Source organism: Streptomyces sp. NPDC005820 (assembly GCF_040630255.1).
In the GTDB taxonomy this organism is placed as follows: Bacteria; Actinomycetota; Actinomycetes; order Streptomycetales; family Streptomycetaceae; genus Streptomyces.
In genome coordinates this window covers 15,617-29,442 of the sequence record NZ_JBEXXE010000008.1, presented here as the reverse complement: position 1 = coordinate 29,442, position 13,826 = coordinate 15,617, and the positions used below count along the sequence as shown (strand labels likewise).

Below are 13,826 nucleotides of genomic sequence, written 5' to 3'. Positions count from 1 at the left end.
GTGTCGAAACTCGGCAACCTCGGCGCCCGACTGCACCGTGGCGAGGTCAGTTACGACTTCATCGGCCACCGCAAGCTCTGGTACGGCATCTCGATCCTGATCACCATCACGGCCATCCTGGGCCTCGCGGTCCGCGGCCTGAACATGGGCATCGACTTCCAGGGCGGTGCGGTCTTCACCACCCCGAAGAACACCCATGTCTCCGTCTCGCAGGCCGAGGACGCCGCCGCGGCGGCCTCCGGCCACGAGGCGGTCGTGCAGAAGCTCGGCGACGGCTCGCTGCGCATCCAGATCGCCGGCATGGACACCCAGCAGTCCGACCAGATCAAGGAAGACCTGGCCAAGGACTTCGACCTCAACGCCGAGTCGATCGCCGCGGACCTCGTCGGCCCCAGCTGGGGTGACCAGATCGCCAACAAGGCCTGGCAGGGTCTGGCGATCTTCATGGTCCTCGTCGTGGTCTATCTGGCGATCGCCTTCGAATGGCGCATGGCCATCGCGGCGCTCGTCGCCCTGATCCACGACATCACCATCACCGTCGGCATCTACGCCCTCGTCGGCTTCGAGGTCACGCCCGGTACGGTGATCGGTCTGCTGACGATCCTCGGTTACTCGCTGTACGACACGGTCGTCGTCTTCGACTCCCTCAAGGAACAGACGAAGGACCTCACCAAGCAGACCCGCTTCACCTACAGCGAGGTCGCGAACCGCTCGATCAACGGCACCCTGGTCCGCTCCATCAACACCACGGTGGTCGCGCTGCTGCCGGTCGCGGGCCTGCTGTTCATCGGCGGCGGTGTCCTCGGCGCGGGCACGCTCAACGACATCTCGCTGTCGCTGTTCGTCGGTCTCGCGGCCGGCGCCTACTCCTCGATCTTCATCGCCACGCCGCTCGTCGCCGACCTCAAGGAGCGCGAGCCGCAGATGAAGGCCCTGAGGAAGCGCGTCCTGGCCAAGCGTGCCCAGGCCGCCGCCGACGAGGAACCGGCCGACTCCCGCGGTGACTTCGGGGACGAGGACGCCACCCCGGCGGTCGTCGGACCGCGCGACCAGTCCGGGCCCCGCAGCCGTCGCCGCCCCTCGGGGAAGCGCCGATGACGGAGCTCGCCGACACCACGTCACTGCTGCTCAGCCGTATCCGCGATGTGGCCGACTACCCGGAGCAGGGGGTGATGTTCAAGGACATCACCCCGCTCCTGGCGGACCCGACGGCGTTCACCGCGCTCACCGACGCCTTCGCGGAGATCGCCGAGCGCACCGGCGCCACCAAGATCGTCGGCCTGGAGGCCCGGGGCTTCATCCTGGGCGCCCCGGTCGCGGTCCGCGCCGGCCTCGGCTTCATCCCCGTACGCAAGGCGGGCAAGCTCCCCGGAGCCACCCTCAGCCAGGCCTACGACCTGGAGTACGGCTCGGCGGAGATCGAGGTGCACGCCGAGGACCTCACCGCCGGGGACCGGGTCCTGATCGTCGACGACGTGCTCGCCACCGGCGGCACCGCCGAGGCGGCGATCCAGCTCATCCACCGCGCGGGCGCCGAGGTCGCGGGCGTCGCCGTCCTGATGGAGCTGAGCTTCCTCGACGGCCGCCCCCGGCTGGAGGCCGCGCTCGGCGAGACGGCCCGGCTGGACGCCCTGCTGACCGTCTGAGAACCGTCGTACGCCGCAAGGGGCGGGCCCGGAGGAATCCGGCGCCCGCCCCTTGCGTTGCACGGGTAGACGGTCCTCACATCGGCCTGAAGGCGATGTCGGAGCCCAGGATCGCTACGATGGGTCCTCCGGAGCCTGACCGGGGGACCCGGATCGCGCACGAGGAGCCCTCTTGCCAGACGAGGCCCAGCACCTGACCGCCGCCAAGCCCGAGTCCGCCTCGGCACCCGCGGCCAAGCCGGCGCACGACGCCCGCGGGCCGGTCGAGCACGACCGTTCCGCGCCCGTCGAGAGGCCGGCCGAGCAGCCGCGCCCGAAGCCGGCCCCGCCCGAGCGCCCCGCGGCCGCGCAGCCCCCCGCCCGCTCCGCCTCCTCCAACCGCGTCCGCGCCCGTCTCGCCCGCCTCGGCGTGCAGCGCGCCAACCCCTACAACCCGGTCCTGGAGCCGCTGCTGCGGATAGTGCGCAGCAACGACCCCAAGGTCGAGACCGCGACGCTGCGCCAGATCGAGAAGGCCTATCAGGTCGCCGAGCGCTGGCACCGGGGCCAGAAGCGCAAGAGCGGCGACCCGTACATCACCCACCCCCTCGCGGTGACCACGATCCTCGCCGAGCTCGGTATGGATCCGGCCACCCTCATGGCGGGCCTGCTGCACGACACCGTCGAGGACACCGAGTACGGCCTCGACGACCTGCGCCGCGACTTCGGCGACGTCGTCGCCCTGCTCGTCGACGGCGTCACCAAGCTGGACAAGGTCAAGTTCGGCGAGGCCGCGCAGGCCGAGACCGTGCGCAAGATGGTCGTCGCCATGGCCAAGGACCCGCGCGTCCTGGTCATCAAGCTCGCCGACCGGCTGCACAACATGCGCACCATGCGCTACCTCAAGCGCGAGAAGCAGGAGAAGAAGGCGCGCGAGACCCTCGAGATCTACGCGCCCCTCGCCCATCGCCTCGGCATGAACACCATCAAGTGGGAGCTGGAGGACCTCGCGTTCGCGATCCTCTACCCCAAGATGTACGACGAGATCGTACGGCTGGTGGCCGAAAGGGCTCCGAAGCGTGACGAGTATCTGGCCATAGTGACCGACGAGGTCCAGTCCGACCTGCGCGCCGCCCGCATCAAGGCGACCGTCACCGGCCGCCCGAAGCACTACTACAGCGTCTACCAGAAGATGATCGTCCGCGGCCGGGACTTCGCGGAGATCTACGACCTGGTGGGCATCCGCGTCCTGGTGGACACCGTCCGCGACTGCTACGCGGCCCTGGGCACCGTCCACGCCCGCTGGAACCCGGTTCCGGGGCGGTTCAAGGACTACATCGCGATGCCCAAGTTCAACATGTACCAGTCGCTGCACACGACGGTCATCGGACCCAACGGCAAGCCCGTCGAACTCCAGATCCGCACGTTCGACATGCACCGCCGCGCCGAGTACGGCATCGCCGCGCACTGGAAGTACAAGCAGGAGGCCGTCGCCGGCGCCTCCAAGGTGCGCACCGACGTGCCCAAGGCCGGCAAGGGCAAGGACGACCACCTCAACGACATGGCGTGGCTGCGCCAGCTGCTCGACTGGCAGAAGGAGACCGAGGACCCCAGCGAGTTCCTGGAGTCCCTGCGCTTCGACCTGTCCCGCAACGAGGTCTTCGTCTTCACCCCGAAGGGTGATGTCATCGCGCTGCCCGCGGGTGCCACCCCGGTTGACTTCGCCTACGCGGTCCACACCGAGGTCGGCCACCGCACCATAGGAGCGCGGGTCAACGGCAGGCTCGTACCGCTCGAATCGACGCTGGACAACGGCGACCTCGTGGAGGTCTTCACCTCCAAGGCCACCGGCGCGGGCCCGTCCCGTGACTGGCTGGGCTTCGTCAAGTCGCCCCGGGCCCGCAACAAGATCCGCGCCTGGTTCTCCAAGGAGCGCCGCGACGAGGCCATCGAGCAGGGCAAGGACTCCATCGCGCGGGCCATGCGCAAGCAGAACCTGCCGATCCAGCGCATCCTGACCGGCGACTCCCTGGTCACCCTGGCGCACGAGATGCGCTACCCGGACATCTCCTCGCTGTACGCGGCGATCGGCGAGGGCCATGTGGCCGCGCAGAACGTCGTACAGAAACTGGTGCAGGCGCTCGGCGGCGAGGAGGCGGCCACCGAGGAGATCGACGAGGCGGTCCCGCCGTCCCGCACCCGCGGCCGCAAGCGGCGCAGCAACCAGGACCCCGGGGTCGTGGTCAAGGGCGTCGACGACGTCTGGGTCAAGCTGGCCCGTTGCTGTACGCCCGTGCCCGGTGACCCGATCATCGGTTTCGTCACCCGCGGTAGTGGCGTATCGGTTCACCGCAGCGACTGCGTCAACGTGGAGTCACTGTCCCGGGAACCGGAGCGCATCCTGGACGTCGAGTGGGCGCCCACCCAGTCCTCGGTCTTCCTGGTCGCCATCCAGGTCGAGGCCCTGGACCGCTCCCGGCTGCTGTCGGACGTCACCCGCGTCCTGTCCGACCAGCACGTCAACATCCTCTCGGCGGCCGTCCAGACCTCCCGCGACCGGGTCGCGACCTCCCGCTTCACCTTCGAGATGGGCGACCCCAAGCACCTGGGCCACGTCCTGAAGGCCGTACGGGGCGTGGAGGGCGTGTACGACGTCTACCGGGTGACCTCGGCCCGTCGGCCGTAGCAGGGCATGAGGAAGGCCCCCGTACGCAATGTACGGGGGCCTTCCTCATGCGGTGGCGGGTAGGGGTATCAGCCGCCGAACTCCTGCAGACCCTTCAGGGCCTGGTCCAGCAGGGCCTGGCGGCCCTCCAGCTCGCGCTCCAGCTTGTCTGCGCGGGAGGCGTTGCCCTGGGCGCGGGCCTGGTCGATCTGCGCCCGCAGCTTGTCCACCGCGGCCTGCAGCTGGCCGGTCAGACCCTCGGCACGCGCGCGTGCCTCCGGGTTGGTGCGGCGCCACTCGGCCTCCTCGGCCTCCTGGATCGCCCGCTCCACGGCGTGCATCCGGCCCTCGACCTTCGGCCGGGCGTCCCGCGGCACATGGCCGATGGTCTCCCAGCGCTCGTTGATCGAGCGGAACGCGCCACGCGCCGTCTTCAGGTCACCGATCGGCAGGAGCTTCTCGGCCTCCTCGGCCAGCTCCTCCTTCAGCTTCAGGTTCTCCGTCTGCTCGGCGTCCCGCTCGGCGAAGACCGAGCTGCGCGCCGCGAAGAACACGTCCTGGGCGCCGCGAAAGCGGTTCCACAGGTCGTCCTCGTGCTCGCGCTGGGCACGGCCCGCGGCCTTCCAGTCGGCCATCAGCTCGCGGTAGCGGGCGGCCGTCGGACCCCAGTCCGTCGAACCCGACAGCGCCTCGGCCTCCGCGACCAGGCGCTCCTTGATCCGGCGGGCGTCCTCGCGCTGCGCGTCCAGCTGCGCGAAGTGGGCCTTGCGGCGCTTGGAGAACGCCGAGCGCGCGTGCGAGAACCGGTGCCAGAGCTCGTCGTCGGACTTGCGGTCCAGCCGCGGCAGACCCTTCCAGGTGTCCACCAGGGCCCGCAGCCGCTCACCGGCCGCCCGCCACTGGTCGGACTGCGCCAGCTGCTCCGCCTCGGCGACCAGCTCCTCCTTGGCGTGGCGGGCCTCGTCGGACTGCTTGGCCCGCTGCTGCTTGCGCTCCTCGCGGCGCGACTCGACCGCCTGCACCAGCTTGTCCAGCCGGGCCCGCAGCGCGTCCAGGTCACCGACCACGTGATGCGCGTCGACCTGCTGGCGGATGTGGTCGATGGCGACCTGGGCGTCCTTGGTCGACAGATCGGTCGTCTGCACTCGCTTCTCGAGGAGGCCGATCTCGACAACCAGGCCCTCGTACTTGCGCTCGAAGTAGGCCAAGGCCTCCTCGGGGGAGCCCGCCTGCCAGGAACCGACGACCTGCTCGCCGTCGGCCGTACGCACGTACACGGTCCCCGTCTCGTCGACGCGGCCCCACGGGTCGCTGCTCACAGCGCCTCCTCCACATGATGCCTCCGAGGGGCTACGGCGCCCCTGGGCATCGTCCACAGTTTCGTCACGGCCAACATAGGCGACCGGCGGTGCGCCTGTCCGCATCCAGCGCGACCGAATTCCGCAGTTGGCCGCCCTGGTCGTCAGGACTTCGTGACCGTCGCCTTGTCGATCACCACGGTCGCGTTCGGGGCGCCGTCACCGGCGCCGGTGTTCTCACCCGCGGCGGCGATCTTCTTCAGGACCTTCATGCCCTCGGCCGACACCGTACCGAACGGGGTGTAGCTCGGCGGGAGCGAACTGTCCTGGTAGACGAGGAAGAACTGGCTGCCGCCGGTGTGCGCCTGCCCGGTGTTGGCCATCGCGACCGTGCCCGCCGGGTAGATGTTGTCCTTGAGGGTCTTGTCCTTCAGATTCTCGTCCGGGATGGTGTAGCCCGGTCCGCCGCTGCCGCTGCCCGTCGGGTCGCCGCACTGCAGGACGTAGATCCCGTTGGTGGTCAGCCGGTGGCACTTCGTGTGGTCGAAGTAGCCCTTGTTCGCGAGGAAGTCGAACGAGTTGACCGTGTGGGGGGCCGCGGCCGTCTTCAGCGCTATGTCGATGTCACCGCACGTCGTGGCCAGCTTCATCGTGTAGTCGGCCGACTTGTCGATGGCGACCGTCGGCTCCTTCTTCCACGACAGCTTCTTCACCGAGCCGGCGGCCGCCTTCTCGCACGGGTCCTTCGCGGCGCTCGGCGACGCCTCCGGGCTCGCCTCCGCGCTCGTGTTCGACTTGTCGTCCTTGTCGTCCTTCAGGACGCCCGTCGTGTACAGCGTGAGGCTGCCGATCACGATCACGCCGAGCACCGACGCGATCACCGAGTTGCGCACGCGCGCCTTGCGCCGCGCGGCCGTGCGGCGCTGCTGCTGCCGCAAGAACTTCTCCCGGGCGAGCTGACGCTTGCGCTGTTCCTGGGTGACCACCGGGTTCTCTCCTCGTGCGTCTCGTGACATCGACCGCTTGCGTGTGCCCCGTACCGTATATGGGTTCGCTGAGGAAACGGCAGCGCCGGTAGGCTCTGACAGCGGCTGTTGCCGCTCAGAAGCCTGCCGTAATCGACACAACCAAGGACGATCGTGCTCATTGCCGGGTTCCCCGCCGGGGCCTGGGGGACGAACTGTTATCTCGTCGCCCCCGCCGCCGGTGAGGAGTGCGTGATCATCGACCCGGGCCACCAGGCGGCCCCCGGAGTCGAGGAAGCGCTGAAGAAGCATCGGCTCAAGCCCGTCGCCGTCGTCCTCACCCACGGCCACATCGACCATGTGGCATCGGTCGTCCCGGTCTGCGGCGCGCACGACGTGCCGGCCTGGATCCACCCCGAGGACCGGTTCATGATGAGCGACCCCGAGAAGGCGCTCGGCCGGTCCATCGGGATGCCGCTGATAGGCGAGCTGACCGTGGGAGAGCCGGACGACGTCCGTGAGCTGACCGACGGCGTCAAGCTGGACCTGGCGGGTCTGGAGTTCTCCGTCGCGCACGCGCCGGGCCATACCAAGGGGTCGGTGACCTTCCGGATGCCCGAGACGACCGAGATCCCCTCGGTCTTCTTCTCCGGGGATCTGCTGTTCGCCGGCTCCATCGGACGCACCGACCTGCCCGGCGGTGACATGGCCGAGATGCTCGACTCGCTGGCCCGCGTGTGCCTGCCGCTCGACGACTCGACCGTGGTGCTGTCCGGCCACGGCTCCCAGACGACCATCGGCCAGGAGCGCGCCACCAACCCGTATCTGCGGCAGGTGGCCGCCGGCGGCCAGGGAGCATCCGAGGCTCCCCGACGAGGAATGTGACGAGAGACTTCCGTGAGCACCTTTCAGGCCCCCAAGGGCACGTACGACCTGATCCCGCCGCGTTCCGCGAAGTTCCTCGCGGTGCGCGAGGCCATCGCCGCGCCGCTCAGGAACTCCGGCTACGGCTATGTCGAGACGCCGGGCTTCGAGAACGTGGAGCTGTTCGCCCGCGGTGTCGGTGAGTCGACCGACATCGTGACCAAGGAGATGTACGCCTTCGAGACGAAGGGCGGCGACCGGCTGGCCCTGCGTCCCGAGGGCACCGCCTCCGTGCTGCGCGCCGCGCTGGAGGCGAACCTGCACCGGCAGGGCAACCTCCCCGTCAAGCTCTGGTACTCCGGCTCCTACTACCGCTACGAGCAGCCGCAGGCGGGCCGCTACCGCCACTTCTCCCAGGTCGGAGCCGAGGCGATCGGCGCGGAGGACCCGGCGCTGGACGCCGAGCTGATCATCCTGGCCGACCAGGCGTACCGCTCGCTGGGCCTCAGGAACTTCCGCATCCTGCTCAACAGCCTGGGCGACAGGGAATGCCGTCCGGTGTACCGGGCCGCCCTCCAGGACTTCCTGCGCGGCCTGGACCTCGACGAGGACACCCTGCGCCGCGCCGAGATCAACCCGCTCCGCGTCCTGGACGACAAGCGCGAGTCGGTCCAGAAGCAGCTGGGCGACGCGCCCCTCCTGCGGGACTACCTCTGCGACGCCTGCAAGGCGTACCACGAGGAGGTCCGTGAGCTGATCACGGCCGCCGGCGTCGCCTTCGAGGACGACCCGAAGCTGGTCCGCGGCCTGGACTACTACACCCGGACGACCTTCGAGTTCGTCCACGACGGTCTGGGCTCCCAGTCCGCGGTGGGCGGCGGCGGCCGCTACGACGGGCTGTCGGAGATGATCGGCGGCCCGGCGCTGCCGTCCGTCGGCTGGGCGCTCGGCGTCGACCGCACGGTCCTCGCGCTGGAGGCCGAGGGCGTCGAGCTCGCTCTGCCGTCCCCCACCTCCGTCTACGCCGTCCCGCTCGGCGAGGAGGCCCGCCGGGTGCTGTTCGCCAAGGTCACGGAGTTGCGCAAGCTCGGTGTCGCGGCCGACTTCTCCTACGGCGCCAAGGGCCTCAAGGGCGCGATGAAGAACGCCAACCGCAGCGGCGCCCGCTACACGATCGTCGCCGGCGAGCGCGACCTCGCCGAGGGCGTCGTCCAGCTCAAGGACATGGAGTCCGGCGAGCAGTCGGCGATCGGTGTGAACGAGATCGTCGCGGAGCTGGAGTCCCGGCTCGGCTGACGCACGCGTACGTGCTGATCCCCGTGTTTCCACGGAGGTGATCCGGGCCCCCGCGCGCAAGAGTTCTGTGCGGGAGCCGAAGGGGGACCTTGCCGTGAAATCCGTGATCAGTGAGCGTTGGACCGAGGCGATCGGCCCGGGACCGGACACGGAGGCCCGCCACATCCTGTGGCCGGCCTCCTTTCCCGGTACGTCCAGGGCGCGGGTTCCCGCGCACGCGCTGGCCGGTCTGCTCTTCGTCACCGCGCTGTGCCAGGTCTTCCTGCTCTTCTACTGGGCCGACAACGCCCAGTTGCGCGGGGAGTACCGCCATGCGGCCCTGTGGCAGACGCTGGTGCTCATGACCGTACCGGTCCTGCTGATGCGCGAGGTGCTGCGGGGCGCTCTGCGGGGCTGGAAGGGCGGGTGGTTCACGCTGCTGACCGCCCTGGCCTGGATCCTCTCGGTCCCGGCGACCCTGCTCATGCTTCTGGGCAACGCCCAGCAGACCCGCGGCACCTACTGCTCGGGCGGCATCCATCCGCCCGAGCGTCCGCTCGCCGACTGGGCGGTGCCCCTCTGCGTCGCTCTGGCGCTGGCAGCCGGGTCGGCGGCCGCCTGGCTCGTGTGGCTGGTCTCGCGCCGCCGCGCACGGCCCGAGGACCTGTACCGGGTCTGGCTCGCCGCGCTCCTGGTCACCCTCGTGACGACCCTGGCACCGTGGCTGGAGTCGGTGCAGACCTGCCGCACCGGAGCCTGACGAGGCCCCTCAGTCCAACAGTCCGAACCGCATCGCACTGGTGACGGCCGCGGTGCGGTCGTCCACCCCCAACTTGCCGAAGACCCGCAGCAGATGCGTCTTCACGGTCGACTCCCCGATGAACAGGCGCCGGCCTATCTCCGCGTTGGTGCAGCCCTCCGCCACCAGACGCAGGACCGCCGTCTCACGCGTCGACAGCCGGGGGCGCTCCGGCCTGGTGCGGAGCTGGTCGACCAGGCGGGCCGCCACCGAGGGGGCCAGCACCGTCTCGCCGCGTGCCGCCTGCCGTACCGCCTCGGCCAGTTGGCCCCGGGGAAGGTCCTTCAGGAGATAGCCCGCCGCGCCCGCCTCCACGGCCCGCAGGATGTCCCGGTCCGTCTCGTACGTCGTCAGGACGATCACCCGGCACGGCAGCCCGGCCTCCGTCATCCGCACGATCGACTCCACACCCCCGCCGCCCGGCATCCTGAGGTCCATCAGCACGATGTCGGGGCGCAGTTCGGCGGCCAGCGCCTCCGCCCGGGGGCCGCTCTCCGCGTCGGCGACGACCTCCAGATCCGGCTCGGCGCTCAGCATCGCCCGCAGCCCCTCACGGACGACGGGATGGTCGTCGGCCAGGATGATCCTGATCACGCGGTCCCCCTCCGCACCTCGGCCGGGACGGGCAGCCGGACCGTGACCGTCGTGCCCGCGCCCGGCGCACTGCGCACCAGTGTCGTCCCGCCCACCTCCGCGGCCCTCGCCCGCAGTCCCGCCAGACCATAGCCGTCCGAGGCGCGCGCCGGATCGAAGCCCCGGCCGTCGTCCCGTACCGACACCGTCAACCCGCTCTCGTCGTACCCCAGTGAGATCACCACTCGCGCCGAACTCCCCGCGTGTTTACGGGCGTTGGTCAGCGCCTCCTGGCAGGAGCGCAGCGCCACCACCTCCGGCCCGGCGGGCAGCGCGCGCACCTCGCCCGTGACGTCCAGATCAGCCGAGTGCCGCGCGGCCAGCCGGCCGAGCGCGTCCGGCAGGGAGGTCCCGGCCAGATCGGCGGGGGTGCCGCCCGCGACCAGGGCCCGGGCCTCGGCCAGGTTCTGCCGGGCGGTCTCGTCCATCAGCCGCAGATGCACACGGGCCCGCGGCACGTCCGTCTCCAGCTCCGCCTCCACCGCCTGCGTCAGCATCAGCAGGCTGGTGAAGCCCTGCGCGAGCGTGTCGTGGATCTCGCGGGCCATCCGCTCCCGCTCCGCCAGCGCGCCATGGGCCACCGACAGCCGGGCCACCTCGCTGCGGCTGGCGTCCAGTTCGGCGATCAGCTCGGCGCGCTCCACGCTCTGCTCGATGATCCGGATGATCCAGCTGCCGACGGCCACCGAGAACACCAGGCTCACCAGGGCGAACAGGCTGTTGAAGAACACGTCCTGGCCGGCCGGCCACCACAGCAGCGCCCAGCCCACCACCGGCGCGATGTTGAGCACGGCCACCACGGCCAGGGCCGGCCGCAGCCGCAAAGTCATGAAGCACTGCGGGACCAGCGCGAACGTCATCAGCCGGATCTCTCCCACCAGCACCGCCGACGGCAGGAACAGCGCCATCCCGCCCACGAGATAGACCAGGGACCGCCGTTCGTCGGCCGCCGGTTCGCCGTTCATCAGGGGGCGCCCCACGACGACGTACCACGGCACGAGTGGGACGAGCAGCCCGGCCGCCACCACGCGGACCGGCCACCCCGGGTGTTCCGTGCCGAGCACGGTCACCAGGGTGGCCACCCAGACCAGCGCGAAATACACGTCCCAGATACGGAAGGAACCGTCCCAGATGTGCGGGCCGGCCTCGGTGGGGCCGCTCATCCGTCGCGCCGGTTCTTCCACCGGAAGGTCAGCAGACACAGCACCAATCCTCCGACGCACCACGCCCCGAGAACCAGGGCCACGCGTCCGAACTCCCAACTGCCCGCCTGCTCCAGGACCCGCGCCGAGTCCGGCAGGAACACCCCGCGCAGCCCCTGGCACATCCACTTCAGCGGGAACAGCGCACCGACCGACAGCATCCAGTCGGGGATCGTGGCGACCGAGATGTACACGCCGGAGATGAACTGCAGGACCAGGAAGGGCAGGACGACCACGGACGTGGCGCTCTTGCCCGACTTCGGGACCGAGCTGATCGCGATGCCGAGCAGCGCGCACGCGGTGAGCCCGAGCACGAAGATCCACGCGAAGTCGAACCAGTGGGCCGCGGACGAGGGCAGATCGACGTCGTACAGCGTCGTGCCGACCAGCAGCAGGACGACCGTCTCCAAAGCCCCGGTGACCAGAACCAGCCAGATCTTGCCCAGGAAGTACGAGGCCGGCGGCATCGGTGTGCCGCGCAGCCGGCGCAGCACCTTCTCGTCCCGCTCGATCGCGATCGAGATGCCCAGGGACTGGAAGCTGGTCGACATGATGCCGGCGGCCATCATCGCCGGGACATAGAGCTGCGAGGCCGTGACGCCCGCCCCGCCGACGTCGTCCTTGAAGATCGACGCGAACAGGAACAGGAAGACCACCGGGAAGGCGAAGGTGAAGACCACCTGCTCGCGCTGGCGGAAGAACTGCTTCAGTTCGAGGGCGCCCCGGTGCAGGCCCAGCGTCCAGGCGCGGGGAAGACGGGGGGACACGGTCCGGGCCCGGGGTGTCGCGGTGGTCGTGGTCATCGGGGATCCCCCTGTCCGGTCAGGCTCAGATACACGTCCTCCAGCGTGGGGCGGGTCACCGTCAGCCCCGGGATCTCGCCGTCGAAGCGCTGCGTCAGTTCGGCGACGGTGCGGGTCGGGGTGTCCGTGCGGGTGCTCCGCGCGGTCCCGTCGGTCTCGGCCCAGGCGACCGTCGCACCGGTGCCGTACCGCTCCCGCAGGGCGGCCGGCTCGCCCTCGGCGACGATCCGGCCGCCGGCCACGACCGCGAGCCGGTCGGCGAGCGCCTCCGCCTCCTCCAGGTAGTGCGTGGTCAGCAGGATGGTCGTGCCCTCGTCGGCGAGGGTGCGGATCAGGTCCCAGAACTGGCGGCGGGCCGCCGGGTCGAATCCCGTCGTCGGCTCGTCGAGCAGCAGCAGGTCCGGGCCGCCGATCACACCGAGCGCCACGTCGAGCCGGCGGCGCTGGCCCCCGGAGAGGGTCTTGGTGCGGCTGTCCGCCTTCGCCTCCAGACCCACCAGGGAGATCACCTGCTCCGGGTCGCGCGGCCTCGGGTAGTAGCGCGCGAAATGTCGTACGGTCTCGCGGACCGTCAACTCGGCGGGCGCGGATTCGTCCTGCCAGACGATTCCGACACGTGAGCGCCACGCGCGCGTGCCGGTCGCCGGGTCCGCGCCCAGCACCCTCACCTCGCCCCCGTCCCGGTCACGGTGCCCCTGCAGGATCTCCACCGTGGTGCTCTTGCCGGCGCCGTTCGGTCCGAGCAGGCCGAAGACCTCGCCCGCGCGGATCCCCAGATCGATGCCGTCCACCGCGGTCACGTCCCCGTACTGCTTGCGCAGCCCCCGTACGTCCACCGCGAGCTCGTTCGCGTGTGCTGTCATGCCTTCGAGCCTCGGCCGGAACCGCGCGTTCTGGGACGACCGGGCGGGCTTCCTTATGTCCATCGAACGGTGGACACCCGGCCCGGTGCGGCAGAATGGCCCCTGCCCGAAGATGGTCCAACTCTCAAACACGGATCGGCGTGATGAGCAAGACGACAGTCAAAGACGTCTCCACGGAGTCCGAGCCCGAGCGCGACACCCGGGCCGCGCCCCGGACGGTGGGCGGCAGCCGTGCGTTCGCGATCCTGCTCCTGATCACCGGCGCGGCCGGGCTGCTCGCCGCGTGGGTCATCACGATCGACAAGTTCAAGCTGCTCGAGGCCAAGGTCGCGGGCACGACCTTCACCCCCGGCTGCAGCCTGAACCCGGTGGTCTCCTGCGGCAGCGTGATGGAGTCCAAGCAGGCCGCCGCCTTCGGCTTCCCCAACCCGATGCTGGGCCTGGTCTGCTACGGCATCGTCATCTGCGTCGGCATGAGCCTGCTGGCCGGCGCCCGCTTCCCGCGCTGGTACTGGCTCACCTTCAACTTCGGCACGCTCTTCGGCGTCGCCTTCTGCACCTGGCTGCAGTTCCAGTCCCTGTACCGGATCAACGCCCTGTGCCTGTGGTGCTCGCTGGCCTGGGTCGCGACGATCACCATGTTCTGGTACGTGACCTCGTTCAACATCCGCAACGACTTCCTGCCCGCGCCGCGCTGGCTGAAGAGCTTCTTCGGCGAGTTCACCTGGGTCGTGCCCGTGATGCACATCGGCATCATCGGCATGCTGGTGCTGACCCGCTGGTGGGAGTTCTGGACCAGCTGACAGCGCTTGGCCTCTTGTCAGTGCCGTGATT

The 13,826-nt window shown here is 70.1% G+C and carries 13 protein-coding genes; 7 read left to right on the top strand and 6 right to left on the bottom strand.

Annotated elements, in window-relative coordinates; translation table 11 throughout:
* The 3 genes from secF to ABZ464_RS11660 all read left to right on the top strand — a co-directional run bounded on the left by secF (window position 1) and on the right by ABZ464_RS11660 (window position 4,311).
* Window positions 1–1,098 carry a protein translocase subunit SecF gene (gene secF, locus ABZ464_RS11670; protein WP_359275012.1) on the top strand — a complete coding sequence of 366 codons (1,098 nt, stop codon included), beginning with the start codon at window positions 1–3 and terminating at the stop codon, window positions 1,096–1,098.
* Window positions 1,095–1,646: an adenine phosphoribosyltransferase gene (locus ABZ464_RS11665; protein WP_359274469.1), complete on the top strand. Its 552-nt coding sequence runs from the start codon at window positions 1,095–1,097 to the stop codon at window positions 1,644–1,646. Before secF ends, ABZ464_RS11665 begins: the two co-directional genes overlap by 4 nt.
* A gap of 172 nt (window positions 1,647–1,818) precedes the next feature.
* Entirely contained in the window at window positions 1,819–4,311 is a 2,493-nt protein-coding gene (locus ABZ464_RS11660; RefSeq protein ID WP_359274466.1) for a bifunctional (p)ppGpp synthetase/guanosine-3',5'-bis(diphosphate) 3'-pyrophosphohydrolase, read from the top strand.
* Between the two features lie 68 nt (window positions 4,312–4,379).
* Here ABZ464_RS11660 and ABZ464_RS11655 read toward each other — a convergent pair whose 3' ends face one another.
* A complete protein-coding gene (locus ABZ464_RS11655; RefSeq protein WP_359274463.1) occupies window positions 4,380–5,609 on the bottom strand; it encodes a DUF349 domain-containing protein in 1,230 nt (409 codons plus the stop codon).
* A gap of 143 nt (window positions 5,610–5,752) precedes the next feature.
* Window positions 5,753–6,574: a peptidylprolyl isomerase gene (locus ABZ464_RS11650; RefSeq protein ID WP_359274460.1), complete on the bottom strand. Its 822-nt coding sequence runs from the start codon at window positions 6,572–6,574 to the stop codon at window positions 5,753–5,755.
* 153 nt (window positions 6,575–6,727) lie between these two features.
* Here ABZ464_RS11650 and ABZ464_RS11645 point away from each other — a divergent pair, with 153 nt between their 5' ends.
* The 3 genes from ABZ464_RS11645 (at window position 6,728) to ABZ464_RS11635 (ending at window position 9,452) form a co-directional block, all read left to right on the top strand.
* The gene (locus ABZ464_RS11645; protein WP_359274458.1) at window positions 6,728–7,438 is read left to right on the top strand and encodes an MBL fold metallo-hydrolase; all 711 of its coding nucleotides are present in this window, start codon (window positions 6,728–6,730) and stop codon (window positions 7,436–7,438) included.
* A 12-nt stretch (window positions 7,439–7,450) separates the two neighbouring features.
* Complete coding sequence (hisS, locus tag ABZ464_RS11640) at window positions 7,451–8,713, top strand: histidine--tRNA ligase (protein WP_359274455.1); 1,263 nt, start codon at window positions 7,451–7,453, stop codon at window positions 8,711–8,713.
* A gap of 103 nt (window positions 8,714–8,816) precedes the next feature.
* Window positions 8,817–9,452 carry a hypothetical protein gene (locus ABZ464_RS11635; RefSeq protein ID WP_359274453.1) on the top strand — a complete coding sequence of 212 codons (636 nt, stop codon included), beginning with the start codon at window positions 8,817–8,819 and terminating at the stop codon, window positions 9,450–9,452.
* A 9-nt stretch (window positions 9,453–9,461) separates the two neighbouring features.
* Here ABZ464_RS11635 and ABZ464_RS11630 read toward each other — a convergent pair whose 3' ends face one another.
* Genes ABZ464_RS11630 through ABZ464_RS11615 form a run of 4 tightly spaced genes read right to left on the bottom strand, consistent with a single transcriptional unit; the run spans window position 9,462 to window position 12,992 of the window.
* The gene (locus ABZ464_RS11630) at window positions 9,462–10,085 is read right to left on the bottom strand and encodes a response regulator transcription factor (protein ID WP_359274451.1); all 624 of its coding nucleotides are present in this window, start codon (window positions 10,083–10,085) and stop codon (window positions 9,462–9,464) included.
* On the bottom strand, window positions 10,082–11,287 hold the full coding sequence (locus ABZ464_RS11625) for a sensor histidine kinase (RefSeq protein WP_359274448.1): 1,206 nt from the start codon (window positions 11,285–11,287) through the stop codon (window positions 10,082–10,084). Before ABZ464_RS11625 ends, ABZ464_RS11630 begins: the two co-directional genes overlap by 4 nt.
* Window positions 11,284–12,129: an ABC transporter permease gene (locus tag ABZ464_RS11620; RefSeq protein WP_359274445.1), complete on the bottom strand. Its 846-nt coding sequence runs from the start codon at window positions 12,127–12,129 to the stop codon at window positions 11,284–11,286. The genes ABZ464_RS11625 and ABZ464_RS11620 overlap by 4 nt, the downstream gene beginning before the upstream one ends.
* Window positions 12,126–12,992, bottom strand: a complete 867-nt coding sequence (locus ABZ464_RS11615; RefSeq protein ID WP_359274442.1) for an ABC transporter ATP-binding protein — start codon at window positions 12,990–12,992, stop codon at window positions 12,126–12,128. Before ABZ464_RS11615 ends, ABZ464_RS11620 begins: the two co-directional genes overlap by 4 nt.
* Window positions 12,993–13,135: 143 nt before the next feature.
* Here ABZ464_RS11615 and ABZ464_RS11610 point away from each other — a divergent pair, with 143 nt between their 5' ends.
* On the top strand, window positions 13,136–13,795 hold the full coding sequence (locus ABZ464_RS11610; RefSeq protein ID WP_359274440.1) for a vitamin K epoxide reductase family protein: 660 nt from the start codon (window positions 13,136–13,138) through the stop codon (window positions 13,793–13,795).
* The last annotated feature ends 31 nt before the right edge of the window (window positions 13,796–13,826 follow it).